Origin of the sequence: Variovorax sp. H27-G14 (assembly GCF_046156345.1) — a bacterium.
Taxonomy (GTDB): Bacteria; Pseudomonadota; Gammaproteobacteria; order Burkholderiales; family Burkholderiaceae_C; genus Variovorax.
The window spans coordinates 292,964-319,003 of sequence record NZ_JAYLVN010000002.1 but is presented as its reverse complement, the minus strand read 5'-3'; the positions used below and the strand labels follow the sequence as shown (position 1 = coordinate 319,003).

Annotated in this window: 22 protein-coding genes and 4 tRNA genes; 7 read left to right on the top strand and 19 right to left on the bottom strand. The window is 66.0% G+C overall.

All coding sequences use genetic code 11. From position 1 onward, the window contains the following. Positions 1-113 precede the first annotated feature (113 nt). The 7 genes from VLK31_RS06945 to tig all read right to left on the bottom strand — a co-directional run bounded on the left by VLK31_RS06945 (position 114) and on the right by tig (position 6,495). Positions 114-205 (bottom strand) — tRNA-Leu (locus VLK31_RS06945). Positions 206-306: 101 nt separating this feature from the next. Next, positions 307-380 (bottom strand) — tRNA-Cys (locus VLK31_RS06940). Positions 381-443: 63 nt separating this feature from the next. Further along, a tRNA-Gly gene (locus VLK31_RS06935) sits at positions 444-519 on the bottom strand. Between the two features lie 69 nt (positions 520-588). Continuing rightward, the gene (lon, locus tag VLK31_RS06930) at positions 589-3,030 is read right to left on the bottom strand and encodes an endopeptidase La (RefSeq protein WP_409167646.1); all 2,442 of its coding nucleotides are present in this window, start codon (positions 3,028-3,030) and stop codon (positions 589-591) included. Positions 3,031-3,053: 23 nt separating this feature from the next. Further along, on the bottom strand, positions 3,054-4,319 hold the full coding sequence (gene clpX, locus VLK31_RS06925; RefSeq protein WP_409167645.1) for an ATP-dependent Clp protease ATP-binding subunit ClpX: 1,266 nt from the start codon (positions 4,317-4,319) through the stop codon (positions 3,054-3,056). Between the two features lie 131 nt (positions 4,320-4,450). Then, complete coding sequence (gene clpP, locus VLK31_RS06920) at positions 4,451-5,059, bottom strand: ATP-dependent Clp endopeptidase proteolytic subunit ClpP (protein WP_409167644.1); 609 nt, start codon at positions 5,057-5,059, stop codon at positions 4,451-4,453. 119 nt (positions 5,060-5,178) lie between these two features. Beyond that, a complete protein-coding gene (gene tig, locus VLK31_RS06915) occupies positions 5,179-6,495 on the bottom strand; it encodes a trigger factor (RefSeq protein WP_409167643.1) in 1,317 nt (438 codons plus the stop codon). A 267-nt stretch (positions 6,496-6,762) separates the two neighbouring features. Here tig and VLK31_RS06910 point away from each other — a divergent pair, with 267 nt between their 5' ends. Beyond that, positions 6,763-7,722, top strand: a complete 960-nt coding sequence (locus VLK31_RS06910; RefSeq protein WP_409167642.1) for a hypothetical protein — start codon at positions 6,763-6,765, stop codon at positions 7,720-7,722. An 85-nt stretch (positions 7,723-7,807) separates the two neighbouring features. Here VLK31_RS06910 and VLK31_RS06905 read toward each other — a convergent pair. The 4 genes from VLK31_RS06905 to VLK31_RS06890 all read right to left on the bottom strand — a co-directional run bounded on the left by VLK31_RS06905 (position 7,808) and on the right by VLK31_RS06890 (position 14,401). Beyond that, positions 7,808-7,894: transfer RNA gene (locus VLK31_RS06905), tRNA-Leu, on the bottom strand. A gap of 100 nt (positions 7,895-7,994) precedes the next feature. Beyond that, positions 7,995-11,180 (bottom strand): efflux RND transporter permease subunit, encoded by a 3,186-nt coding sequence (locus tag VLK31_RS06900; protein WP_409167641.1) that lies wholly within the window; start codon positions 11,178-11,180, stop codon positions 7,995-7,997. Next, positions 11,177-12,415 (bottom strand): efflux RND transporter periplasmic adaptor subunit, encoded by a 1,239-nt coding sequence (locus tag VLK31_RS06895; RefSeq protein WP_409167640.1) that lies wholly within the window; start codon positions 12,413-12,415, stop codon positions 11,177-11,179. Before VLK31_RS06895 ends, VLK31_RS06900 begins: the two co-directional genes overlap by 4 nt. A 141-nt stretch (positions 12,416-12,556) precedes the next feature. Then, positions 12,557-14,401, bottom strand: a complete 1,845-nt coding sequence (locus VLK31_RS06890; RefSeq protein ID WP_409168037.1) for a potassium transporter Kup — start codon at positions 14,399-14,401, stop codon at positions 12,557-12,559. 150 nt (positions 14,402-14,551) lie between these two features. On the opposite strand from VLK31_RS06890, the gene hpnC reads away from it, so the two are divergent. From hpnC to VLK31_RS06870, 4 genes are read left to right on the top strand one after another with little or no spacing between them, the layout of a single operon-like run. Beyond that, on the top strand, positions 14,552-15,466 hold the full coding sequence (gene hpnC / locus VLK31_RS06885) for a squalene synthase HpnC (protein WP_409167639.1): 915 nt from the start codon (positions 14,552-14,554) through the stop codon (positions 15,464-15,466). After that, positions 15,463-16,302 carry a presqualene diphosphate synthase HpnD gene (gene hpnD / locus VLK31_RS06880; protein WP_409167638.1) on the top strand — a complete coding sequence of 280 codons (840 nt, stop codon included), beginning with the start codon at positions 15,463-15,465 and terminating at the stop codon, positions 16,300-16,302. Before hpnC ends, hpnD begins: the two co-directional genes overlap by 4 nt. Before the next feature lie 16 nt (positions 16,303-16,318). Continuing rightward, a complete protein-coding gene (hpnE, locus tag VLK31_RS06875) occupies positions 16,319-17,575 on the top strand; it encodes a hydroxysqualene dehydroxylase HpnE (RefSeq protein WP_409167637.1) in 1,257 nt (418 codons plus the stop codon). Then, the gene (locus tag VLK31_RS06870) at positions 17,572-17,880 is read left to right on the top strand and encodes a hypothetical protein (RefSeq protein ID WP_409167636.1); all 309 of its coding nucleotides are present in this window, start codon (positions 17,572-17,574) and stop codon (positions 17,878-17,880) included. The genes hpnE and VLK31_RS06870 overlap by 4 nt, the downstream gene beginning before the upstream one ends. 12 nt (positions 17,881-17,892) lie before the next feature. On the opposite strand, the gene VLK31_RS06865 is transcribed toward VLK31_RS06870, so the two are convergent. Continuing rightward, entirely contained in the window at positions 17,893-18,534 is a 642-nt protein-coding gene (locus tag VLK31_RS06865; RefSeq protein ID WP_409167635.1) for a LysE family translocator, read from the bottom strand. Positions 18,535-18,648: 114 nt separating this feature from the next. Between VLK31_RS06865 and VLK31_RS06860 the strand changes: the two genes are divergently transcribed. Further along, on the top strand, positions 18,649-18,954 hold the full coding sequence (locus VLK31_RS06860; RefSeq protein ID WP_409167634.1) for an NIPSNAP family protein: 306 nt from the start codon (positions 18,649-18,651) through the stop codon (positions 18,952-18,954). A gap of 3 nt (positions 18,955-18,957) precedes the next feature. Here VLK31_RS06860 and VLK31_RS06855 read toward each other — a convergent pair whose 3' ends face one another. After that, positions 18,958-19,707: an HAD family hydrolase gene (locus VLK31_RS06855; RefSeq protein ID WP_409167633.1), complete on the bottom strand. Its 750-nt coding sequence runs from the start codon at positions 19,705-19,707 to the stop codon at positions 18,958-18,960. 15 nt (positions 19,708-19,722) lie between these two features. Between VLK31_RS06855 and hemH the strand changes: the two genes are divergently transcribed. After that, positions 19,723-20,784, top strand: coding sequence for a ferrochelatase (gene hemH, locus VLK31_RS06850; RefSeq protein ID WP_409167632.1), 1,062 nt, complete (start codon positions 19,723-19,725; stop codon positions 20,782-20,784). Positions 20,785-20,817: 33 nt separating this feature from the next. Here the strand turns inward: hemH and VLK31_RS06845 are convergent, their stop codons facing one another. From VLK31_RS06845 to VLK31_RS06820, 6 genes are all read right to left on the bottom strand, one after another. Next, positions 20,818-21,381, bottom strand: coding sequence for a thioredoxin family protein (locus VLK31_RS06845; RefSeq protein WP_409168036.1), 564 nt, complete (start codon positions 21,379-21,381; stop codon positions 20,818-20,820). Between the two features lie 140 nt (positions 21,382-21,521). Beyond that, positions 21,522-22,028, bottom strand: a complete 507-nt coding sequence (locus VLK31_RS06840) for a DUF1993 family protein (protein ID WP_409167631.1) — start codon at positions 22,026-22,028, stop codon at positions 21,522-21,524. 55 nt (positions 22,029-22,083) lie between these two features. Then, entirely contained in the window at positions 22,084-22,968 is an 885-nt protein-coding gene (locus VLK31_RS06835; RefSeq protein WP_409167630.1) for an alpha/beta fold hydrolase, read from the bottom strand. After that, positions 22,965-24,032, bottom strand: coding sequence for a branched-chain amino acid ABC transporter permease (locus VLK31_RS06830; RefSeq protein WP_409167629.1), 1,068 nt, complete (start codon positions 24,030-24,032; stop codon positions 22,965-22,967). The genes VLK31_RS06835 and VLK31_RS06830 overlap by 4 nt, the downstream gene beginning before the upstream one ends. 13 nt (positions 24,033-24,045) lie before the next feature. After that, on the bottom strand, positions 24,046-25,029 hold the full coding sequence (locus tag VLK31_RS06825; protein ID WP_409167628.1) for a branched-chain amino acid ABC transporter permease: 984 nt from the start codon (positions 25,027-25,029) through the stop codon (positions 24,046-24,048). 157 nt (positions 25,030-25,186) lie between these two features. Then, positions 25,187-25,915 carry an ABC transporter ATP-binding protein gene (locus VLK31_RS06820; protein ID WP_409167627.1) on the bottom strand — a complete coding sequence of 243 codons (729 nt, stop codon included), beginning with the start codon at positions 25,913-25,915 and terminating at the stop codon, positions 25,187-25,189. Between the last annotated feature and the right edge of the window lie 125 nt (positions 25,916-26,040).

The following is a 26,040-nucleotide window of genomic DNA, read 5'->3' as shown; positions in this document are numbered from 1 at the left end:
AGCACTTTGCGTTTCAGTGCCCGAGTTCGCCGAATCATATCCGCGCGGACCCCTCTATTTGCTGGGGTTTGCGTCTGGGAGACGCAGTCCGGCTCAAAAGCCGATATATATGGTGGTACCCGGAACGGGGGTCGAACCCGTATGCCCCGATCAAGGAAGCGGCGGATTTTAAGTCCGATGTGTCTACCAATTTCACCATCCGGGCGTCAGGTTGAACATCGACGATAACCCAAACAAAACAAGCCCCGGCAACGTCGGTTGGCGGGGCTTGGAAGTCGAAGTTCGAATCGAAGTTGAACGAGAAGGTGGAGGCGCGACCCGGAGTCGAACCGGGCTACACGGATTTGCAATCCGTTGCATAACCGCTTTGCTATCGCGCCACGCAGAAATACGAAATCGAACTAGCGAAAAAAAGGGAAGCTGATGCTTCCCTTTTTCAAAACTGGAGCGGGAAAAGAGACTCGAACTCTCGACCTCAACCTTGGCAAGGTTGCGCTCTACCAACTGAGCTATTCCCGCGTTTCGAGCCTCGAATTATATACCAACATTTCGAGGCTCCTCAACTTTCTCGACCGGTTTCTCGGTCGATCAGTGCTTCACCGAGCCTTCGGAAGCCGGCGCACCCGCGCGCTGCTTGGCCAGCTCGGCCACGGCAGCAGCGGAGGCAGCCACTTCTTCGTCGGACAGCGGCACCGGCATCTTCTCGAGTGCAATCTCGAGCACCTTGTCGATCCACTTCACAGGCACGATCTCAAGGCCGTTCTTCACGTTCTCGGGAATGTCCTGCAGGTCCTTGGCGTTCTCTTCCGGAATGAGCACGGTCTTGATGCCGCCGCGCAGCGCGGCCAGCAGCTTTTCCTTCAGCCCGCCGATGGCCGTCACTTCGCCGCGCAGCGTGATCTCACCGGTCATTGCGACGTCGCTGCGCACGGGGATGCCCGTGAGCGCCGACACAAAGGCCGTCGTCATTGCCGCACCCGCGCTCGGGCCGTCCTTGGGCGTGGCGCCGTCGGGCACGTGGATGTGAATGTCGCGTTTCTCGAACATCTCGTCCTTGATGCCCAGGCGCCGTGCGCGGCTGCGCACCACGGTGCGCGCGGCCTCGACCGATTCCTTCATCACGTCGCCCAGCGAACCGGTGCGGCTGATCACGCCCTTGCCGGGCATGGTGACCGCTTCGATCGTGAGCAGGTCGCCGCCGACTTCCGTCCACGCGAGACCGACCACCTGACCGACCTGGTTCTGCTTTTCGGCCAGGCCGAAGCTGTACTTGCGCACACCCAGAAAGTCGTTGAGGTTGCTGCCGTCGACCGTCACCTTCGGCGTCAGTTGCTTCAGCAGCAGGCCCTTCACCACCTTGCGGCAGATTTTGGACAGCTCGCGCTCGAGCGAACGCACACCCGCTTCACGCGTGTAGTAGCGCACGATGTCGCGCACGGCTTCTTCGGTGACGAGGAGCTCGTTTTCCTTCACGCCGTTGTTCGTCAGCTGCTTGGGCAGCAGGTACTTGATGGCGATGTTGGTCTTCTCGTCCTCGGTGTAACCCGACAGGCGAATGACTTCCATGCGGTCCAGCAGCGCCGGCGGAATGTTCATCGAGTTCGAGGTGGCGACGAACATCACGTCGCTCAGGTCGAAGTCGACTTCCACATAGTGGTCGCCGAAGGTGTGGTTCTGTTCCGGGTCGAGCACTTCGAGCAGCGCGCTCGACGGGTCGCCACGGAAGTCCGTGCCGAGCTTGTCGATTTCGTCCAGCAGGAACAGCGGGTTGCGCGTGCCGATCTTGCTCAGCCCCTGCAGCACCTTGCCCGGCAGCGCGCCGATGTAGGTGCGGCGGTGCCCGCGAATTTCGGCTTCGTCGCGCATGCCGCCCAGCGCCATGCGGGTGTACTTGCGACCGGTCGCCTTGGCGATCGATTGCCCCAGCGAGGTCTTGCCGACGCCCGGTGGCCCCACAAGGCAAAGAATGGGCGCCTTCACCTTGTCGACGCGTTGCTGCACCGCGAGATATTCCAGGATGCGGTCCTTGACCTTCTCCAGGCCGTAGTGGTCGGCATTGAGCACGGCTTCGGCATTGGCCAGGTCGTGCTTGATCTTGGTCTTCTTGCTCCACGGCAGCGCGATGAGCACGTCGATGTAGTTGCGCACCACGGTGGCTTCAGCCGACATGGGCGACATGAGCTTGAGCTTCTTGAGCTCGCCTTCGGCCTTCTTCAGGCCTTCCTTGGACATCTTGGCGAGCTTGATCTTCTTCTCGATCTCCTCGATGTCCGCGCCCTCTTCGCCTTCGCCAAGCTCCTTCTGGATGGCCTTGACCTGCTCGTTGAGATAGAAGTCGCGCTGGTTCTTCTCCATCTGGCGCTTCACGCGCCCGCGGATCTTCTTGTCGACGTTCAGGATGTCGACTTCGCGCTCGAGCTGGCCGAACAGGTTTTCCAGGCGCGCCTTGACGTCGTCCAGGTCGAGCACGGCCTGCTTGTTGTCGAGCTTGAGCGGCAGGTGCGCGGCAATGGTGTCGGCCAGGCGGCCCGGGTCGTCGATGCTGGAGATCGAGGTGAGGATCTCGGGCGGGATCTTCTTGTTCAGCTTGACGTACTGGTCGAACTGCTGCATCACCGCACGGCGCAGCGCTTCGACCTCGGTGCCCTTTTCGCCGCCTTCGGATGCCGCCACGGGCGTCACGTTGGCCGAGAAATGGGTCTCGCCGTCATCGATGCGGTTGACGCGCGCGCGCTGCTGGCCTTCGACCAGCACCTTCACGGTGCCGTCGGGCAGCTTGAGCATCTGCAGGATGGTCGAGACGCAGCCGACTTCGAACATGTCCTCGACCGAGGGCTCGTCCTTGGCGGCGGCCTTCTGGGCGACCAGCATGATGCGGCGCTCCGCTTCCATGGCCAGTTCGAGCGCCTTGATGCTCTTGGGGCGACCCACGAACAGCGGGATCACCATGTGGGGAAACACCACGACGTCGCGCAGCGGCAGCAGCGGCAGGTCGAGTGCTTCGGGGGGCAAGGGGGTGTGGCCAGACATGCAGATCCTTCGCGTCTTTGGCTTTAGGCCTTTTTCGCTGCTTCGCGGTACACGAGCAGCGGGGGCTTGTTTTCGTCGATGGTCGATTCCTCGACCACCACCTTGTCGACATTGGTCGCATTCGGCAATTCGAACATGGTGTCGATCAGCGACTGTTCAAGGATGGACCGCAGGCCGCGTGCGCCGGTCTTGCGGGCCAGCGCCTTGCGCGCGATGGCCTTGAGCGCCGCCGGGCGAATCTCCAGGTCCACGCCCTCCATCTGCAGCAGCTTGGTGAATTGCTTGACCACGGCGTTCTTAGGCTCGGTCAGGATCTGCACCAGCGCGTCTTCGCTGAGTTCGGCGAGCGATGCAACCACGGGCATGCGGCCCACGAGTTCGGGGATCAGGCCGAACTTGATCAGGTCTTCCGGTTCGACTTCGCGGAACACCTCGGTGATGCTGCGCTGCGCCTTGCTCTTGACCTTGGCGCCAAAGCCGATGCCCGAGGCTTCGGTGCGGTTTTCAATGACCTTCTCCAGGCCGGAGAACGCGCCACCGCAGATGAACAGGATGTTGGTCGTGTCGATCTGCAGAAAGTCCTGGTTCGGGTGCTTGCGCCCGCCCTGGGGCGGCACGCTGGCCATGGTGCCTTCGATGAGCTTCAGCAGGGCCTGCTGCACGCCCTCGCCCGACACGTCGCGTGTGATCGAGGGGTTGTCGGACTTGCGCGAGATCTTGTCGATTTCGTCGATGTAGACGATGCCGCGCTGGGCACGCTCGACCTCGTAGTTGCAGCTCTGCAGCAGCTTCTGAATGATGTTCTCGACGTCTTCCCCCACATAGCCGGCTTCGGTCAGCGTGGTGGCATCGGCCATCACGAACGGCACGTCGAGCATGCGCGCCAGCGTTTGCGCCAGCAGCGTCTTGCCCGAGCCCGTGGGGCCGATCAGCAGGATGTTGCTCTTGTTGAGCTCCACATCCTCGCCCTTGGCCTTTTCCTTGTGGCGCAGGCGCTTGTAGTGGTTGTAGACCGCCACCGACAGCATGCGTTTGGCCGGCTCCTGGCCGATAACGTAGTTGTCGAGGTTGGTCTTGATCTCCAGCGGCGTGGGCAGGTCGCTGCGCGCCTCGCGCGCTTCTTCGCCCGCGGGGAGTTCGTCGCGGATGATCTCGTTGCAGAGATCGATGCACTCGTCGCAGATGAAGACCGAAGGGCCCGCGATCAGCTTCTTGACCTCATGCTGGCTCTTGCCGCAGAACGAGCAATAAAGCGTTTTTTCGCTGGAAGAGCCTTTTTTTTCGGCCATGGACTTTTGCCTCGTGACAGGGTGTGGACAATGATAACGAAAGAAAAACGGCGTTTCCCGTGTGGAAAACGCCGTTTTTTGCCGTTTGGCGCCCTTGGGCAGCATTGGGCGCCGTGGGGCGCCCGCAAGCGTCAACCGCGCTTGGCGACAACCTGGTCGACCAAACCGTAATCCTTGGCCTCGTCGGCCGTCAGGAAGTAGTCGCGCTCGGTGTCCGACTTGACCTTTTCCAGCGGCTGGCCGGTGCGCTCGGCCAGGATGCGGTTCATCTGGTCCTTGGTGCGCAGGATGTCGCGGGCATGGATCTCGATGTCCGTGGCCTGGCCGCGTGCGCCGCCAAGCACCTGGTGAATCATGATCTTGGAGTTGGGCAGCGAGAACCGCTTGCCCTTCTCGCCGGCCGCCAGCAGGAAGGCGCCCATGCTGGCCGCGAAGCCCAGGCACATGGTCGACACGTCGGGCTTGATGAACTGCATGGTGTCGTAGATCGCCATGCCGGCGCTCACGCTGCCGCCGGGCGAGTTGATGTAGAAGGAAATGTCCTTCTCCGGGTTCTCGCTCTCGAGGAACAGCAGCTGTGCCACCACGAGGTTGGCCGTCTGGTCGTTGACCTCGCCCACCAGGAAAATGATGCGCTCCTTGAGCAGGCGCGAGTAGATGTCATAAGACCGCTCGCCACGGCCCGATTGCTCGATGACCATCGGAACCATGCCGAGGCCTTGAATTTCGTTTGCGATCATGAATTTTCTTTCCGAAAGATGGGGTCGTTCGCTGCTGATTGCACTGTACGCCTGAGTGAAATGGGGCTCGTGCCGCAAAGCACAAGCCCCATTTGGCGTTGCGGGGGCAACGGCGAAGGTCAGCTCTGCTGTTGCGCCATCAGTTCGTCGAACGACACCGACTTCTCGTTGACCTTGGCCTTGGCCAGCACGAATTCGGTCACGTTGTTTTCGATGACCACGGCTTCGACTTCTGCCAGGCGGTTGTTGTCGCTGAAGTACCAGCGCACCACGTCGGCCGGCTTTTCGTAGCTGGCGGCCAGCTCGTCGATGTGGGCCTTGATCTGCTCGGGCTTGGCCTGCAGTTCGTTGGCACGCACCAGCTCGGCCACCACCAGGCCCAGGCGCACGCGGCGCTCGGCTTGCGGGCGGAACACTTCGTCGGGGATCGGTGCCTTGTCGGCGTCCTTGATGCCGCGTTGCTTCAGCTCGGCGCGGGCGCCTTCGACCATGCGGCTGACTTCCGACTGCACGCTGGCGTTGGGCAGGTCGAGCTCGGCGTTGGCCACCAGCGCGTCCATCACGGCGTTCTTGTTGCGGGCCAGCAGGCGGAACTTCACTTCGCGCTCGAGGTTGCGCTTGATGTCGGCGCGCAGGCCTTCCACGGTGGCTTCGGCAATGCCGAGCGACTTGGCGAGCTGTTCGTTGACTTCAGGCAGGTGCGAAGCTTCGATCTTCTTCACGGTGACCAGGAAGTCGGCTTGCTTGCCGGCCACGTCCTTGCCGTGGTAATCGGCCGGGAACGACAGCGGGAAGGTGCGGCTGTCGCCGGACTTCATGCCGCGCACGGCGTCTTCGAATTCCTTGAGCATCTGGCCTTCGCCCACGATGAACTGGAAGTCTTCGGCCTTGCCGCCCTGGAAGGGTTCGCCGTCGATCTTGCCTTCGAAGTCGACCGTGACGCGGTCGTCGTCTTGCGCAACCGCGTCTTGGGCGCGCTGGGCGAAGGTGCGGCGTTGCTTGCGCAGGATGTCCAGGGTCTTGTCGATGGCGTCGTCGCCCACTTCGGCCGACAGCTTTTCGACTTCGGCGCTCGACAGGTCGTTGATCTTGACTTCGGGGAACACTTCGAAGACCGCATCGAAGGCCAGTTCGCCTTCAGGCGACTCTTCCTTTTCGGTGATGCGGGGCTGACCGGCCACGCGCAGCTTGGCTTCGTTGGCGGCTTGCGAGAAGGCTTCGCCGACCTTGTCGTTCATGACTTCGTAGTGCACCGAGTAGCCGTAGCGCTGGGCCACGACATTCATCGGCACCTTGCCGGGACGAAAGCCGTCCATCTTGACGGTGCGCGCGAGCTTCTTGAGGCGCGAATCGACTTCGGACTGGATGGTGCCGACCGGCAGGGTCAGCGTGATCTTGCGTTCGAGCTTCTCGAGAGTTTCAACGGTCACGGTCATGATGTCTTCCTGGTAAGGGGGCTGGTGCGCGGGGCCTGATCTTTTTTTATCGATACAGATCAAGGACTTACACGCGCTAGCGGGATTTATGCGGAGGCACGCACGTGCCGCCTGCAAAACTGGGCAACCCGCGATTCTAATCTGGCCGAAAAGCAGCTTTTCATGGGGCCTTGCCGCAGTGCGAAGGGCGGTCAGGTTTGGCCAATATTCGGACCGTAGAGTCGTCACCGATTCGTTCCTTCTTCAAAGGAACGCACAGGAGAAACCATGCTTCAGCGACTGTTCGCCGCCCTCGCCTTCACCCTTGTCGTGGCATTCGGCATCCCGTCTCTGGCGCAGGCCGCCACCGACGCGCCGGCCTCGAAAGAGCCCACCATCCAGCAGATCTACGAGGCCGCGAACGGCGGCAGGATGGCCGAGGCCGACACCATGATCGCGAAGGTGCTGAAGGACCACCCCAACAGCGCCAAGGCCCATTTCGTGCAGGCCGAACTGTTTGCCGCGCAAGGCAAGCTCGATGGCGCGCGCAGTGCACTGGCCCAGGCCAAGGCGCTCGCGCCCGACATGTCGTTCGCCAAGCCCGAAGCGGTCGAGCGACTTACCAGCAAGCTCGACAAGCCCGCCGCCACATCCGCCCCCAGCCGGACCGAAGGCTCGCGTGTGAGCACGCCCGCCCCGGCGCCGCTGCAAACCGAAAGCAGGAGTGGCTCGACGCCGTGGCTGCCGATCGCGCTCGTTGCATTGCTCGCCGTGGGCTATCTCGCCTTCCGTCGCCGGGTGGCGCCGCCCGTGGCCCAGGCACCGTCCTACGGCCCAGCACCGGGCACGCCCGGCGGCTTTGGAGGCTACGCACCGGCCGGCAACTGGTCGCCAACTGCGCCAATTGCGCCGCCTGCGCCGCCTGCACCTGCCGCAGCCGCTCCTGGCATGGGCCTCGGCTCGGCGCTGGCCACGGGCGCGGCCGTGGGTGTCGGTGCCATCGTTGCGCAGGAGGCCGTGCGCCACTGGATGAACGACCGCGCCGACACCACGCAGCGCAGCAACGACACCGCCCACGTCGCCGACAGCGGCAACACCGAGATGGGCCGCGGCCTCTGGCCTTCTTCATCTTCTTCGTCTGCCGATCAGGCACCCGAGCGCATCGTCGACAACGACTTCGGCATCACCGACACAAGCTCGTGGGACGACGCGAGCAGCAGCAGCGACAGCGGCAACAACGACTGGTGAACGAGCGCCCAAAGAAAAAGCCCCCGTCTCTTTCGAAACGGGGGCTTTTTCACTGCGCGATAGAACAGGCTATGTAGCAGAGGGCTGGTGCGCGGGGCCGGACTCGAACCGGCACGTTCTTGCGAACGTCAGGACCTAAACCTGGTGCGTCTACCAATTTCGCCACCCGCGCAATGCCAATCTTCAGGTGAATGCAAAAGCGGACGGCCTCTTTGCGCCATGAGGTTGCATGGGCCAAAGACCATCCGCTTGAAATCGGTCAGCCTGCGATTTTAAACACTAATCGGGGCCAATTCGGGCGCGTGCGATGCCTTCGGCTCCGCAGGGTCACGCTTCACGCGGAACGCCGCCGCATACATCGCCGGCAAGGCCAGCAGCGTGAGCACCGTCGCCACGATCAGCCCGCCCATGATGGCCACCGCCATCGGCCCCCAGAACACGCTGCGCGACAGCGGAATCATCGCCAGCACCGCCGCCGCGGCCGTCAGCACGATGGGGCGCAGCCGGCGCACCGCCGACTCCACGATCGCGTCCCACGCCGGCACGCCCGCGGCGCGGTCGAGCTCGATCTGGTCGATCAGGATCACCGCGTTGCGCTGGATCATGCCCATCAGCGCAATCACCCCCAGCAGCGCGACGAAGCCGAAGGGCCGGTTCAGCAGCAGCAGTGCGGCGGCCACGCCGGCAATGCCCATGGGGCCGGTGATGAACACCAGCAGCGAGCGGCTGAAGCTGTGCAGTTGCAGCATCAGCAGCGTGAACACCAAAAACAGCATGATCGGCACGCCCGCCACGATCGAGGCCGAGCCCTTGCTGCTTTCCTCCACAGCGCCCGCCACCTCGATGCGGTAGCCGCCCTGCCCGGCCGCGCGCCAGCCGGCTTCCAGCTCGCGCAGCCTGGGCAGCACTTGCGCCGTCACGGTCGCGCCCTGCAAGCCTTCGATGACGTCGCCCTGAACGGTGATGGCGTAGTCGCGGTTCTCGCGCCACATCACGCCCGGCTCCCAAGTGAACACCGGCTTGGCAATCTGCGCGAGCGGAATCGAACGGCCCGAGCTCGTCTGGATGTACGCGTTGCCAATGTCCGAGATGGCCTGGCGCTCGTCGGGCGCCTGGCGCAGCACGATGTCGATCAGCTGGTCGTTCTCGCGGTACTGGCCCACGGTGGTGCCGCTGAACATCGTTTTCGACGCCTGCGCGATGGCCTGGCTGGTCACGCCCAGCGCGCGCGCCTTGGCCTGGTCGACCTCCAGGCGAATCACCTTCACCGACTCGTTCCAGTTGTCGTTCACGCCGCGCATGTTGGCGTTCTCGCGCAGCACGGCCTTCACCTCGTCGGCGTGGGCGCGCAGCTGCGCGGGCTCGGTGCCGATCACGCGGAACTGCACCGGGTACGCCACGGGCGGCCCGTTGGGCAGCAGCTTGACACGGCCGCGCACCTCGGGAAACTCCTGCGCCAGCACCTGCGGCAGCTTCAGGCGCAGCGTTTCGCGCACCTTCAGGTCCTTGGCCAGCACGATGAGCTGCGACACGTTGGTCTGCGGGAACACCTGGTCCAGCGGCAGGTAGAAGCGCGGCACGCCGGAGCCGATCCAGGTACTGACCGTGTTCACGCCGGCTTCTTCCATGAAGCGCTTTTCCACGCGCTGGGCCACTTCTTCATTGGCCGCGAACGAGGTGCCTTCGGGGAACCAGATGTCCACCAGAATTTCGGGCCGGCTCGAATCGGGGAAGAACTGCTGCTGCACCTTGCCCATGCCCACGATGCCCAGCGCAAAGACCAGCACGGTGGCGCCGATGGTCATCCAGCGGTGCTCCACGCACCAGTTCACCGCACGCCGAAAGCCGTTGTAGAAGGCAGAGTCGAACATCTCGTGCGGCGCCGCATCAGGGTCGTGCGGCTTCACCTTCAGCAGCAGCGTGCCCAGGTAAGGCACGAAGTACACCGACACGATCCACGACAGCACCAGCGCAATCACCGTCACCGCGAAGATCGCGAAGGTGTACTCGCCCGTCACCGACTTGGCCAGGCCAATCGGCAGAAAGCCCGCCGCCGTGATGAGCGTGCCCGTGAGCATCGGCTTGGCCGTCACGTCGTAGGCATAGGTGGCGGCGCGGGCCTTGTCGTAGCCCTCTTCCATCTTGCGCACCATCATCTCGACCGCAATGATTGCGTCGTCCACCAGCAGGCCCAGCGCAATGATGAGCGAGCCCAGCGATATCTTGTGCAGCCCGATGCCGAAGTAGTTCATGGCCAGAAAGGTCACGGCCAGCACCAGCGGAATGGTGATGGCCACCACCAGCCCCGGACGCATGTCGATGTACCAGCCGAAGCGCCCGCCCTTGTGCAGGCCCAGCGCAATGATGCTCACCGCCAGCACGATGGCCACGGCCTCGATCAGCACGCCGACGAATTCGTTCACCGAGCTGGCCACCGACACCGGCTGGTCCTGCACCTGCGCCAGCTTCACGCCGGCCGGCAGGCGCTGGTCGATGGTGGCCGTGGCCGCCTTCAGCGCCTTGCCCAGCGCGATGATGTCGCCGCCCTTGGCCATCGACACACCCAGTGCAATCACTTCCTTGCCCTGGTGGTGCACCTTCACGGCCGGCGGGTCGACGTAGCCGCGGCGAATTTCCGCGATGTCGCCCAGCTTCAGCTGGTTGCCCGAGCTGCCGCGAATGGGCATCTCGCGCAGTTGGTCGACGCTGGTGAACTGGCCCGCCACGCGCACCTGCACCACGTCCTGCGGCGACTGGATGGTGCCCGCGCTTTCGATCGCGTTCTGTGAGCCCAGCTGCGACAGCACCGCGTTGAAGTCGAGCCCCAGCTGCGCCAGACGCTTCTGCGAAATTTCGATGTAGACCTTTTCGTCCTGCACGCCGAACTGGTCGACCTTGGCCACGTCCTTCACGCGCAGCAATTGCTGGCGCGTGTCGTCGGCCAGCGTCTTCAATTCGGCGTAACTGAAGCCTTCGCTTTCCAGCGCGTAGATCACGCCATAGACATCGCCGAAGTCGTCATTGAAATACGGGCCCTGCACGCCGGCGGGCAAGGTGGCGCGCATGTCGCTGATCTTCTTGCGCACCGTGTACCAGACGTTGGCCACCTCGGCGGACTTGGACGAGTCCTTGATGTTGAAGATGATCTGCGACTCGCCCGGCTTGGAGTAGCTGCGAATCTTGTCGGCGTACGGTGCCTCCTGCAGCGTGCGCTCCAGTTTGTCGGTGACCTGCTCGGCCACCTGCTGCGCGGTGGCGCCAGGCCAGTAGGTGCGCACCACCATCGCACGGAAGGTGAAGGGCGGGTCTTCGTCCTGGCCGAGCTGAAAGTATGCGAACGCACCCAGCACCATCAGCACCACCATCAGGTAGCGCGTGAGGGGCGCGTGTTCCAGCGCCCATTTGGAGAGGTTGAAGCCGGAAGGCTTGTCGGCGGGGTCTGCTGCGCCGCCGCTCATTTGGCGGCACCCGACGCGCCGGGGGCACCCGCTGCAGCTTCCTTGTTGGTCGCGGCAACAGCGCTGACCGGCTGGGCCGACGCATTCGTGCCCGCGTTGGTTGCGGCATTGGCGGCGGCCGCGGCCGCCTCCTTCGACTGGTAGATGGTGACCTTCTGCCCCGGCGACAGCACATGCACGCCCGCGGCCACGACCATCATGCCGGGCGCGATGCCCGAGGCGATCACCGCTTCATTGCCGTCGGCGGTGGCCACCTGCACGGGCTGCGAGCGCACCGTCATGGTCGCCTTGTCGAGCACCCATACGGCCGAGCCCTTGCCCTCCTGGCGCAGGGCGCTGGTCGGCAGCTTCATCACCGCGCTGCTGGCGTGGGCCAGCGCCTGCGGACGCGCATACACCGTGGCGCCCAGCGGCGGCGCGGTGGCCGCGTCGATGGCAACCTTCACCGAGAAGGTGCGCGTGACCGCGTCGGCACTGGCAGCCACTTCGCGCACCTGGCCCTGCAGCTCGTTGCCACCCGACCAGCCGCGCACGGTGACGGGCGTGCCGGTCTTGATGCGCGTGGCGCTGTCTTCGGGCACCGCGAATACCACGTCGCGCGCGCCGTCCTGCGCAATGCGCACGACCGGCGTGCCGGCCTGCACCACCTGGCCGGGCTCGGCCTCGATGGCGGTGATGACGCCGGGCACGTCGGCCACCAGCGTCGTGTAGTTGGCCTGGTTGCCCTGCGAGGCCAGTTGGGCCTGCGCCTGTTCGAGCTGGGCCTGCGCGGCCTTCCAGGTGGTTTCGCGGCGCTCCAGCTCGGCACCGCTGATGAAGTTCTGCTGGCGCAGCTCGGCGTAACGCTTCAGGTCGGCGGCGGCCAGGTCGCGGTTGGTGAGCGCGGCGGCCTGCTGGGCACGCGCGGCCTCGGTGGCGAGCTTGTAGTCCTGCGGATCGAGCTGAGCCAGCACTTGGCCCGCCTGCACGCGCTGGCCAAGCTCGGCCTGGCGGCGCGTGATCTTGCCCGCCACGCGAAAGCCCAGGCGCGACTCGACACGCGCGCGCACCTCTGCCGAGAACTCGGGCTGGGCGTCGAAGTCGCTCGTGCCCACGGTCACGAACTTGACGGCGCGCACAGGCTCTTCAGCAACGGGTTTGGGCGAACAGCCGGCCAGAAAAAGGCCGGCGGCAGCAGGAAGGAGCAGCCATGCGGCGCTGCGGGCACGAGAACGGAGGACGGCGGAGGCGGTCATGAGACACCCTGAAAAGAACGAACCGGATCATTACTGACCCACTGGTTAGTAATCTAGGGTAAACGTTAAACACTGTCAATGACCCGCCGGTCACTAGAGCGGTTTCAGCCCGCCTGAACACCCCGGCAAAGACGCCCGACGTCAGGTCCGCTGGCCCATCTCCACCAGCCGGTTGTCGGGCAGCTCGAAATAGTCCGATGCTCGCCCCGCATTGCGCTGCAGCGAGCCGAACAGCGCCCGCCGTATCGGGTTGAGACCCGGCAGGTTTTCCTCGCCCACCGAGGCACGCGAGACGAAGTACGAGGTCTTCATGGAGTCGATGGCCAGCGTCTTCTGGTACGCCAGGATGCGGATGAACTCCGGCACGTCGGGCCGCTCCATGAAGCCGTGGCGCGCGGTGACCACCCAGATGCCCTCCATCAGCTGCTCGGCCTCGATGCGCATGCGCGCGTCCACACGCGGCGTGTCGCAGGCCAGCACGCGCAGCACGATCACCTGCTCATGCAGCACCTGGTTGTGCTTGAGGTTGTGCAGCAGCGCGTGCGGCACCGCGGTGGCGTCGGGGTTGAGAAACACCGCCGTGCCGCTCACCCGGTGCGGCATGTGCAGCGCCAGCGACTCGATGAAGGGGCGCAGCGGCAGGCTCTCGGCCGCGGCCGCCTCCAGCCCCAGCCGGCGGCCCTTGGCCCAGGTGGTGAAGAGCACCATCACGCCCGCGGCCACCGCCAGCGTGAGCCAGCCGCCTTCGGCGATCTTCAGGCTGTTCGCCACCACGAAGGTCAGGTCGACCACCGCGAAGGCGGCCACGCCGACCACCACCGCCACCCGGTTCCAGCGCCACAGCCCCCAGGCCACAATGCCGGCCAGCAGCGTGGTCGTGACCATGGTGATCGACACCGCAATGCCATACGCCGCCGACAGCGCGCCCGAGCTGCGAAAGCCCAGCACCAGCAGCAGCACGCCCACCATCAGCAGCCAGTTCACTGCGGGCACATAGATCTGGCCGATGGCCGTGCCCGAGGTCTGGATCACCCGCATGCGCGGCAGGTAGCCCATGCGCATGGCATGCGCCGTGAGCGAGAACGCGCCCGAAATCACCGCCTGCGAGGCAATCACCGTCGCCATGGCCGACAGCACCACCATCGGCAGCACGCCCCACGACGGAAACAGTCTGAAGAACGGGTTGTCGATGGCCGCCGGGTTGCCCAGCACCAGCGCGCCCTGCCCAAAATAGTTCAGCACCAGCCCCGGCAGCGCGATGAATATCCAGGCTTGGCGAATCGGCCGCGCGCCAAAGTGCCCCATGTCGGCATACAGCGCCTCGCCGCCCGTGAAGGCCAGGAACACCGCGCCCAGCACCGCCAGCGACTGCGCCCGGTGCTCGAACAAAAAGCGCACCGCATGGCGCGGGTCCAGCGCCGCCAGCACCTGCGGCTGCTGCAAGATTTGCCACAGCCCGGCCGCCGCCAGTACCAGAAACCACAGCAGCATGACCGGGCCGAACACCTTGCCGACCACGCCCGTGCCCTTTTTCTGCACCGCGAACAGCGCAATCAAGATCACCACCGTGATCGGCAGCACCGCGCGCTGCAGCACCGGCGCCTGCACCTCCAGGCCCTCCACCGCCGACAGCACCGAGATGGCCGGCGTGATGAGGCTGTCGCCATAGAACATGGCCGCGCCCACCAGGCCCAGCATGCCGATCACGTTCCACACCCAGGGTTTGGTCTTGGGGCCGGCCACCGCACTGCGGGCCAGCGCCTGCAACGCCAGAATGCCGCCTTCGCCGTCGTGGTCGGCGCGCAGCACGAACACCACGTACTTCAGCGTCACCACAAACATCAGCCCCCAGAAGATCAGCGAGAGCAGCCCCAGCACCGAGTCCGGCGAGAACGGAATGCCGTGCTCCGGGTTCATCGTTTCCTTGAAGGCGTAGAGCGGCGATGTGCCGATGTCGCCGAACACGACGCCCAGCGCCGCAATCATGAGCGTGGGCCCTGCCGGGTGTGCCGCCTCGCCGTACGCGGAAACCTGGGGCCCGGAGGCCGGAGCGGATGCTTTCATGAAGCGGGAGTTCTGAGTGGCGACGCTGCGAGCATAGTGCCGGGGCGTGGCGTCGTCGCTGACAATCGTGGCGTGTCCGCCACTCCCACCCAAGCCGCCCCGCCGGCGCACTACGAGAATTTTCCGGTCGCCTCGTGGCTGTGCCCGCCGCATTTGCGCGCGCCCATTGCCGCGATCTACCACTTTGCGCGCACCGCCGACGACATTGCCGACGAAGGCACCGCCCCCCCCGGCGAGCGGCTGGCCGAGCTGCGCGCCTACCGCGAAGAGCTGGCCGCCGCCGCGCAGGGCGAGGTGCTCCCCGCGTCGCGCTGGCCGCAGGTGTTCGGCCCGCTCGCCCACAGCATCGCCAGGCACGGGCTGCCCGAAGACCTGCTCGCCGACCTGCTGAGCGCCTTCATGCAGGACATCGAGAAAACCCGCGAGCGCGGCACCTACGCCGACCGCGCCGAACTGCTCGACTACTGCCGCCGCTCCGCCAACCCGGTCGGGCGGCTGCTGCTGCACCTGTACGGCGTCCACGATGCGCAGGCGCTCGCGCAGAGCGACGCCATCTGCAGCGCGCTGCAGCTCATCAACTTCTGGCAGGACCCGAGCGTCGACCTGCCGCGCGGGCGCTTCTACTTTCCGCTGACCGACTGCGCGCGGCGCGGCCTGAGCCCGGAGAACTTCAAGGTGTTCGAGCCGCTCTCGCACGCCCCGCCGCCGCAGGAGGCCATCAATCTGGTCGCCGTGGTGTCCCACTGGGCGCGCGAGCTCATGACCGAGGGCGCGCCGCTGGTGCACCGCCTGCCGGGGCGCGCCGGCTGGGAGCTGCGCCTGGTGGTGCAAGGCGGCCTGCGCATCCTCGACAAAATCACCGAGCTGGGCTTCGACACCTTCTCGCAGCGCCCCACCATCGGCAAGCTCGACGCGCCGGTGCTGCTCTGGAAGGCCATGCGGATGCGGAGACAATGGCGGCCCATGAAAGCAGCGCCTCCCCGATGACCCCCGAGCAATACGTGCAAGACAAGGCCGCCGCTTCGGGCAGCAGTTTCTATTACGCCTTCCTGTTTCTCCCCAAGCCGCGCCGCGCCGCCATCACGGCCTTCTACGCCTTCTGCCGCGAAGTCGACGACGTGGTCGACGAGGTCACCGACCCCGGCGTGGCGGCCACCAAGCTCGCCTGGTGGCGCACCGAGGTGGCCCAGGCCTTTGCCGGCACGCCGCGCCATCCGGTGATGCTGGCGCTGATGCCGCATGTGGCCGCCTACGGCATCGAGGCGCGCCAGCTGCACGAGGTGATCGACGGTTGCCAGATGGACCTGGACCAGACCCGCTACCTCGACTTTCCCGGCCTGGCGCGTTACTGCCACCTGGTGGCCGGCGTGGTGGGCGAAGTGGCGGCGCGCATCTTCGGCCAGACCGATCCGCAAACTACCGACTACGCCCACAAGCTGGGCCTGGCGCTGCAGCTCACCAACATCCTGCGCGACGTGGGCGAAGACGCCCTGCGCGGGCGCATCTACCTGCCGGTGAACGAGCTGCAGAAGTTCGACGTGAAGGCGCACGAGATACTGAACCGCGTGCACTCCGAGCGCTTTGTTGCGCTCATGAAGTTCCAGGCCGAACGCGCCCACGCGGCGTACGACGAAGCCCTGTCTTTGCTCCCCCTGGCCGACCGCCGCGCCCAGAAGCCCGGCCTGATGATGGCCAGCATCTATCGCACGCTGCTGCGCGAGATCGAACACGACAATTTCCAGGTGCTGAACCAGCGCGTGAGCCTGACGCCGGTGCGCAAGCTGTGGCTGGCTTGGAAGGTGCAGGCGCTGGGGAGAATATGACGCTCCCCAGGCTGCCATGAGGCTCGCCGTCATCGGCGCCGGCTGGGCCGGCCTGGCCTGTGCGGTCGAGGCCACGCGCCTGGGCCATGCGGTCACCTTGTTCGAGGCCGCGCCCATGCCGGGCGGCCGGGCCCGGCGCGTCGACAACATGCACGGGCTGGCACTGGACAACGGCCAGCACATCCTCATTGGCGCCTACACCGCCACGCTGAAGCTCATGCGCGACGTGGGTGTCGATGTCGACAGCGCGCTGCTGCGCATGCCGCTCTCGCTGCGCTTTGCCGATGGCGGCGGGCTCAAGCTGCCGCGGCTGCCGGCACCGCTCGACCTGCTGGTGGGCATCTTCACGGCGCGCGGCTGGAATTGGCGCGACAAATCGTCGCTGCTGCGCACGGCGGTCCGGTGGCGGCTGGCGGGCTTTCGCTGTGCCGGCACCACCACGGTCGCCGACCTGTGCGCCGGTCTCACACCGCGCGTGATGCAGGAGCTGATCGAGCCGCTGTGTGTGTCCGCATTGAACACACTGGTCGGGCAATCGAGCGGCCAGGTCTTCTTGCGTGTGCTGAACGACGCACTCTTCAGCGGCAGCGGCGGTGCCGACCTGCTGCTGCCGCGCGCCGACCTGGGCGCCCTGCTGCCCGATGCGGCCGTTCGATGGCTCACGGCGCATCGCACTGTGGTGCGCATCGGCAGGCGCGTGCGATCTATCGCACCGGAGAGCGGCACGTGGCGCGTCGATGACGAGGTGTTCGACCAGGTGGTGCTGGCCTGCGCCCCATGGGACGCCGCCCGGTTGGTCCGCGCATCGGGCCTGCCCGCCGATGATTGGTGCAAGACCACCGAAGCCTTGCGCTTCGAAGCCATCGCCACCGTCTATGTGCGCGGCGCGTTACCGCTCGCCGAACCCATGCTCGCGCTGCGCAGCGACCCGGCTACGGCCCCGGCGCAGTTCGCATTCGACAAGGGCCAGCTCGGCGGCCTGCATGGCGTGCTGGCCATGGTGGTCAGTGCCAACGAAACATCGCGCGAGGCATTGGAAGAACAGGTAATCGCCCAAGCCGCCGCGCAACTTGGACAGACGACGCTGCAGCTCGTGCAGACCGTGGTCGAAAAGCGCGCCACCTTCGCCTGCACGCCCGGCCTCGCAAGACCGTCTTCGGCCATTGCACCCGGCCTGCAAGCCTGCGGCGACTACACCGAAGGGCCCTACCCCGCCACGCTCGAAGGCGCCGTGCGCAGCGGGCTGGCTGCTGCACAGGCATTGACCCCATGACAACCGAACTGCGCTACCTCGACTTCGACTACAGCGAAGACACCGAAGGCCACGGCACCTTCGACGCGATGGCGTCGACCCCGCCGGACAAGACGCCAGAGGTCAAGGAAGAGATCGCCCGCGTGCTCGCCTGGGCCGAGGCCACGTTCCCCCACGCGCGTGGCGCCATCGACGAGGGTGCGACGTGGGACTACGACCTGCAGGAAACGCGTGAGGACAAGCCGCGCTTCAACACAGTGACCTTGTCGGTCAGCGGCACCGAAGACTTCTGCACCGCGTTGCGCGAACAGTTCGCGCTCGACTGAAGCGTCGAAGCCTCAGGCTGTCTTGTTGCGCAGGCGCAGCAAGCTCAACCCGAGCAGCACGAACGCACCGCCCGACAGCTTGTTGAAGAGCCGCGTGCGGCGCGGGTCCGACAGCTGCTTGCGCAGCAGGCGCGCCAGCAGCACATAGAAGGCGTGCGACAACACCGAGGCCGTTGCAAAGGTGGTCGTCAGCACGGCGAACTGCATGGCCAAGGGCGCGTCCTGCGTCAGAAATTGCGGGAACAGCGCCGAGAAGAAAAGAATGCCCTTGGGGTTGGTCAACGCCACCGTCAGGCCGTGACCGAACAGGCGCCAGCTCGAACGCGGCGAGGCACCTGCCGGCGAGCCCTGCAAGTCGGCGAACACGCTGCCCTGGCTGCGCCACTGCTTGATGCCCAGGTAGATCAGGTAGGCCGCGCCGGCCACCTTCAGCACCATGAAGGCATGGGCAGAGGTGGAGAGCACCACGCCCAGCCCGGCCATCGCGGCGGCGGACACCATGAACAGACCCATTGCATTGCCCAGCGAACTGATCATTGCGCGGCGCGGGCCGACGGACATCGAGTTCGACACCGCAAGCAGCACGGCGGGGCCGGGCGTGAAGGCGACGAGCAATGTCACGCCGCAGAAGATGAGCCAGTTCGAAAAATGCACGGTGGTTTGCTGCGCGCGAGGGCGCCGCCAAAAGGGTTGGGGCTGAAACTATAGTCAGCCACGCGGACCGCCGCAGCCACCCGTCTCAATAACCCCCCAACGCCGAAACACCCCATGGTCACCTGCTACCTGCGCTACATCGTCGACGCCTACAAGCTCAAGGAATTCGAGCACTACGGCAAGCTCTGGATTCCGCTGGTCGAAAAATTCGGCGGCCAGCACCATGGCTACTTCCTGCCGTCGGAGGGCACCAACAACGTGGCGCTGGCGATGTTCAGCTTTCCGAGCCTGGCCGCATACGAGCAGTACCGCACCGACTCGATGAAAGACGCCGAATGCCAGGCCGCCTTCAGGTACGCCGAAGAAACCCGCTGCATCGTGAGCTACGAGCGCAGCTTCTTCCGCCCGGTCTTCAAGTAACCGTCAACTGACGCTCAAGCGCCCAGCGCCCAGCGCCACGCACAGCGCGTGCAGGTTGGGCACGATCAGTTGCGGCCGGGCCTCGTGCGTCCAGGGCCGCTCGTCGCGCACCAGCCAGGCAGTCTGCATGCCGGCGTTCAGGGCGCCCACCACGTCGAGCTCCGCATCGTCGCCCACGTGAAGCACGTCCTTGGGCAGCAGGCCGACCGAGGCGGCCGCGGCGCGGAAGATGGGCGCATGCGGCTTGCCGCTGCCGAAGGCACGCGCATTGAACGCGGTGCGAAACCAGCGGCCCACGCCGGTCTTGTGGATGTCGGCGTTGCCGTTGGACACCGCCACCAGCGGGTAGCGCTCGCTGAGCCACTTCAGCGCGGGCAGTGCGTCGTCGTACAGCGTGACGCGCTGGCGTTCTTCAAAGAAGGCGTCGAAGGCCGGGTCGGCCAGCGCCGGGTCTTCGCCCGCGCGCTTGAGCGCGGTGCGAATCGACTCGCGGCGCAGCGCGCTCAGGTCGTGCGCAAGGTCGGAGCGCTCCTTGGCGGTGGCCTCGCGCAGTTCGCGCAGGATGCCCGGCGTGAGCAGCAGCGTGGCCGTCTTGGGCGCTTCGCGCAGCAACCAGGCCTGCAGCACGCCTTCGGCCCGTTCAATGGTCGGCCAGATGGGCCAGAGGGTGTCGTCCAGGTCGAGCGAGATGGCCGAGATGCGTTTCAGGTCGAGGGGCGCAAAGCCTGTGGGGGCCGAGGGAGCGGAGGTCATGCCTGAGAATATCGCATGCCCTCCACCCCTACGAACGCCCTGCAGACTGCCCTGCCGAGTACCCACCAGACCCCTGCGCGCGCCCGCACGGCCGTGCTCTGGTGCAACCTGGGCTCGCCCGACGCCCCCACCGCCGCCGCGGTGCGCCCCTACCTCGCCGACTTTCTGGGCGACCCGCGCGTGGTCGAGATTCCCCGGGCGATCTGGGCGCTCATCCTGCACGGCATCATTCTGCGCACACGCCCGGCCAAGTCGGCCGCCAAGTACGCGAGCGTCTGGACGCCCGAAGGCTCCCCGCTGAAGGTGTTCACGCAGAAGCAGGCCACGCTGCTGGACGGCTGGCTCGGCGAGCGCGGCCACCGCGTCACAGTGCGCGACGCCATGCGCTACGCCAACCCGTCGATCGGCTCGCGCCTGGATGCGCTGATGGCCGCAGGTGCCACCCGCGTGCTGGTGCTGCAGGCGTACCCGCAGTACTCGGCCACCACCGTCGCCAGCGTGATCGACGCGGTGAACGACTGGAGCCGCAAGCAGCGCCGGCTGCCGGAGTTCCGCTTCGTCAACGAGTACCACGACGACCCGGCCTACATCGACGCGCTGGCCCAGGGCATCGAAAAGCACTGGAAGACCGAAGGCCGCGGCGAGGTGCTGCTGATGAGCTTTCACGGCATTCCCGCGCGCAACATCGCGCTGGGCGACCCCTACCAGTCGCAGTGCCTCGAAACCGCGCGTCTGCTGGTGGCGCGGCTTGGCCTGTCGCCGGCGCAGTACCGCGTGACCTTTCAGTCGCGCTTCGGCCGCGCCAAATGGCTCGAGCCCTACACCGAGCCCACGCTGCGCGAACTGGGTGCGGCGGGCGTGAAGCACGTCGACGTGGTGTGCCCCGGCTTCCCCGCCGACTGCCTCGAGACGCTGGAAGAAATTGCCATGGAGGGCCGCGAGGCTTTCATGCACGCCGGCGGCCAGGCCTTCAGCTACATCCCCTGCATGAACGACAGCCCGGCATGGATCACCGCGCTCGCGGGCATTGCCGAACGCAACCTTGCGGGCTGGCCCACGCAAGCGCAAGCGACCTGACGAGGCGCGGCCCCGGGCGCAGCGCGGCTCAACTCACGCGGCAGACTTGCGCGCCAGCAGCGCCTGAATCGCAGCCTCCATTTCGGCGTATTCCCCTTCGCCGAAATGCTGCCGCATCACCTGCCCCTTGCTGTCGACCAGGTAGAACGCCGGCCAGTACTGGTTGTCATAGGCCTTCCAGGTGGTGAAGCTGTTGTCCTGCGCCACGGGGTAGCGGATGTTGAAGCGCCCGATGGCGTCCTGCACGTTGCGCGTGAGCTTCTCGTAGGCGAACTCGGGCGAATGCACGCCCACCACCGTGAAGCCCTGGTCCTTGTACTTCTCGTACCAGCTCACCACATGCGGCAACGTGCGAATGCAGTTGATGCATGAGTAGGTCCAGAAATCGACCAGCACCACTTGGCCGGCCAGACCCTTGAGCGTGAGCGGCTCCGAGTTGAGCCACTTGTCGATGCCCGCGAATTCGGGGGCGCGGCCGTAGTCGCGCAGGCCCGGCGACGCGGCCAGCGCGCTGCGCACCGGCCAGCCGCCGCCCGCGGCCGCAACCAGCGCGGAGGAGCCGACGGCCAGCCCCGAAAACGCCCTTCTGGACAACATGTTCTTCATGATCGCAACCTCGCGCGTGGCAGGCCGACAGCAGCCTGGCGCAATTGTTCGCGGCGCACGCCGGGCGTGCGCATGTGTCACGGCAATTTGAAGTTTGTCCCGGCGCCGTGAAGGCCGTCGGGGCTCACGCCTCAGAACTTGCCGAGGTAGTCCAGCTTGCCGACGGGCATGCCCTTGTGGCGCAACACGTCGTACGCGGTGGTCACATGAAAGAAGAAGTTGGGCAGCGCAAACTGCAGCAGGTAGCGCTGCGCGGTGAAATGCGCCTCGCCGCCGCCGGCCTTGATGACCACGTCGCGCTCTTCCTGGCCGTCGACCTGGGCGCGCTCCACGGTCTTCAGAAAGTCCTGCGTCTTGGCGATGCGCGCCAGCAGGTCGTCCCAGGTCTTTTCCTCGTCGGGAAAGCTCGGCGCGGAGAGGCCGGCGATGCGGGCCACGCCCAGCTTGGACGCGTCGCTCGCGCGCTGCACCTGGCCGGCCAGCGTGAGCATGTCGGGCGCCAAGCGCGCCTCCACCAGCGTGGCCGGGTCGATGCCCTCGGCCTTGGCGTGCGCGAGGCTCTTGTCGAGCAGGTGGGTGAGTTGGCCGAGTCCGCGGGTGAAAACGGGCACGGACAGGTCGTACAGCGAGAGCGCCATGGTGTTTCGAGGCCTTGTGGTTGAAAGCGGCGGCGATTGTCTCGCCGCCGCGCCCTCAACGGCCGGCCGCGCGAATAAACCCTTCGATCGGGTCCAGTTGCCCAGGCACGTTCAGCGCCGGTGCGTGGCCGCAGGCAGGCACTTCGATCACCTGCAACTGGCCCGCAGCGCCGGGACCGCGGCCGCGCATGTCGTCGAGCACGGCGGGCAGCACCAGGTCGGACTGCTCCCCGCGCAGGCACAGCACCGGCACCTCGATGGCGTCGTAGTGCGGCCAGATCAGGTAGTCGTTCTCGTGCGCGCTGAACTGGCGAACCATGGCCGGGTCGTAGTGCGGCGTGACACGGCCGTCGGCCAGGCGGCGGGTGGAGCTTTCGGTCAGGCGGCGCCACTGCGCATCGCTCAGCCAGCCGTAGGGCTTGTAGACCGTGCGAAAGAAGGCCTCCAGCTCGGCCACCGTGTCGAACGCGGGCGGCTGGCCGGCATAGGCGCGGATGCGCTCGATGGCGGCCTGCGCCAGCTCGGGCGCGTTGTCGTTCAGCACCAGGCTGGCAATGCGCGCCTTCATGCGCGGCTCGAACAGGCCCGACGCGCACACCGTGCCGATGGCACCGCCCATCGACGTGCCGACCCAGTGCACGCGGCTCAGGCGCAGCTCGTCGCACAGCGCATTGGCCAGGCGCGCGTAGAAGCGCAGCGTGTATTCCTCGTCGGGCAGCGGGCTCCACTGGCTCAGCCCGCGGCCGATGGTGTCGGGGCAGATCACGCGAAAACCACGCGCAGCGAAGTGCTGCGCCAGCTCGTCCATGTCGCGGCCGGTGCGTGCAAGCCCGTGCCAGGCGATGACCACCGGAGCATCGGCCGCGCCCCATTCGAGCCAATGGATTTCGCGGCCCGCGAGCTGCGCGTAGCGCGACAGTGGCATGAGGTGGTCGCTCATCGCGCAGCCCTCGCGCGCAGCTTGCCGACGATGCCGGTCGGAAAGTAATACACCGACAGCACGAACAGCACGCCCAGCCACAGCAGCCAGCGGTCGGGCGACAGCAGCGCGGCCAGCCAGGGCAAGCCGCTGGCCGCCTCGTTGCCCACGCGCAGCAAATCTTGCAGGTAGCTTTGCGCAATGACGAACAGCACCGCGCCAATGGCCGCGCCGTAGATGGTGCCCATGCCGCCGATCACCACGATCAGCAGCACGTCGATCATGATCTCGAAGCTCAGCGAGGTGTCCGGCCCGTTGTAGCGCAACCAGATGGCCAGCATGGCGCCGGCCAGCGTGGCAAACAGGGCAGACAACACGGCGGCAGTGGTGCGGTACACCACCACGCGGTAGCCGATGGCCTCGGCGCGAAACTCGTTCTCGCGAATCGCCTGCAGCACCCGGCCGAAGGGCGAGTTCACGATGCGCAGCAGCGCCAGCACCAGCACCACGGCCGCCACGAACAGCAGGTAGTAGCACAGCAGCCGGCCGTCCAGCGACACGCCCAGGAAGGGCTCTTCGGCGAACTCGAAGCTTGGCGAAATCAGCTCGGGCAGCTTGAAGGTCAGGCCGTCTTCGCCGCCGGTGAAGTCGGACAGCTGCGAGGCCAGCGTCTGGAACGCCGAGGCCACGGCCAGCGTGATCATGGCGAAGAAGATGGCGCGCACCCGCAGCGAGAACAACCCGATGGCGAACGAGAGCACCAGCGACACCAGCAGCGACGCGCCCAGCCCCACCAGCACCGCGCCCCAGTTGGGCCCCAGCCGCGAGGCCGCAATGGCGATGCCGTAGGCACCGATGCCGAAGAACATGGTGTGCGCAAAGCTCACGATGCCGGTGTAGCCCAGCAGCAAATCGAAGCTGGCCACCAGCACCACGAACACCAAGATCTTGGCCGCCACGCTGAGCGCCTTCACGCCCGGGAAGATGAACGGCGCGAAGGCCAGCGCCAGGAACAGCACCACCAGCAGCAGCGCCAGCAGGCGGCTCCTGGGCATGTCGTTGGAGAGAAGTCGTTTCAGGAACATGTCGTTTTCCTCTTCAACGGTTGGCCACGGGGTACACGCCCTGCGGGCGCCACAGCAGCACGGCCACCATCAGCAAGATGCTCGCAAACTGCGTGAGCGAGGGCAGCAGAAAGCCGATGTAGTTGGTCATGAGCCCCACCAGCAGCGCGCCAATGAGCGCCCCGCCCGTCGAGCCCAGCCCGCCGATGATGATCACGATGAAGATCAGCACGTTGACCTGCGCGCCCATCTGCGGCACCAGGTTCTGCTGAAACAGCCCCCACATCACGCCGCCCAGGCCGGCCAGCGCGCTGCCGACCACGAACACGCCGACGAACAGCCGCCCGATGCGGTAGCCCAGCGACTCGACCATCTCGCGGTCCTGCACGCCGGCGCGAATGAGCAAGCCGATCTTGGTGCGACCCAGCGTCCACGCGAGCACGCCGAACACCACCACGCCCACGGCCACCGCGAGCAGCCGGTACTTGCTGATGGCCGCGTCGCCCACCAGCAGCGAGCCGCGCAAGGCCTCGGGCAGCGGCAGCGGAATTTGCGCCGGGCCCCAGATCACCTTGATGAGCTCCTCGCCGATGATCATGCCGCCCATGGTGATGAGGATCTGCTTCAGGTGCTGGCCGTACACCGGCCGCACGATGAAGCGCTCGAACGCCAGCCCCACCGCGCCGGCCACGAGCATGGCGACCAGCATCGCGGGGAACACGGCAACGAGGTTGCGCCACAGCTCGCCCGAGCCGGTCCAGTCGCCCATGAGCCCGAGCACGCTGCTGGCCACGAAGGCGCCGAGTGCAATGAACACGCCATGGCCGAAGTTCAGCACGTCCATCAGCCCGAACACCAGCGTGAGGCCCGAGGCGATGATGAAGATGATCATGCCCATCGCCAGGCCGGCGACTGTGAGGGTGAGCCAGGTGGAGAAGGAACCGGTGAGCGGCAGCGCGACGAGGGCGAGCACGGGGGCGAGGAGCAGGGGCTTCCAGTCGAGGTCGATCTTGGTCATGCGCGCGCTCCTTTTTCTTGCTCCCTCTCCCGCTTGCGGGAGAGGGTTGGGGTGAGGGTTAGCGGCGCGGACTGAAGGGCACGGCCATTGCACAGGCCGCCAGCCCTCACCCTAGCCCTCTCCCGCAAGCGGGAGAGGGAACAACACATCGAATACGTCATAGCGCGAGACCCAAGAGAGATTGCTGCAATTGCGCGTCAGCCGAAAACGCCGCCATCGACCCCGCGTGCACCACGCGGCCGTTGTCCATCACCGCCACCGTGTCGCCCAGGCGTTGGGCGAAATTGATGTTCTGCTCCACCAGCAGAATGGTCACGCCGCTGCGCTTCAACTCGGCGAACGCGTCGATCATGTTGTTGATCATCACGGGCGCCAGGCCCTTGCTGGGCTCGTCGATGATGAGCAGCTCGCGCGGCTCCACGATGGCGCGCGACACGGCCAGCATCTGCTTCTGCCCGCCCGACAGCTTGCCCGCCGGGTGGTTCCAGAACTTCTCCACCGCGGGGAAGAGCTTGAAGATCCACTTCAGGCGCGTATCGTCGATCTGCGCGGCGTTCTTCGCACCGCGCGCGGCGAGCAGCATGTTCTCCTTCACCGTGAGGTCGGAAAAAATGCCCATGTTCTCCGGCACGTAGGCAATGCCCAGACCGGCGATCTGAGGCGTGTGCTGCGCGGTGATGTCCTGGTCGCCAAAGCGCACCCTGCCCTGCGACGCATGCCACAGGCCCATGATGGTTCGCAGCGTGGTCGTCTTGCCCGCGCCGTTGCGCCCCAGCAGCATGGTGAGCTGGCCCTTGGGAATGGCCAGGTCCACGCCGTGCAGGATGTGATACGCCCCGATGTGCGTGTGCACGCCTTCGAGACTCAAAAGATTCTGAGTGGTCATCGGTCTTGCTCCTTCCCCTTCCGGGGGAAGGTTGGGATGGGGGCAAGCGGCGCTGGCAAGGCCGCGGCGGTGTGAAGGCCGCTGGCCCCCACCCCTGCCCTCCCCCGGGAGGGGAGGGAGAAATT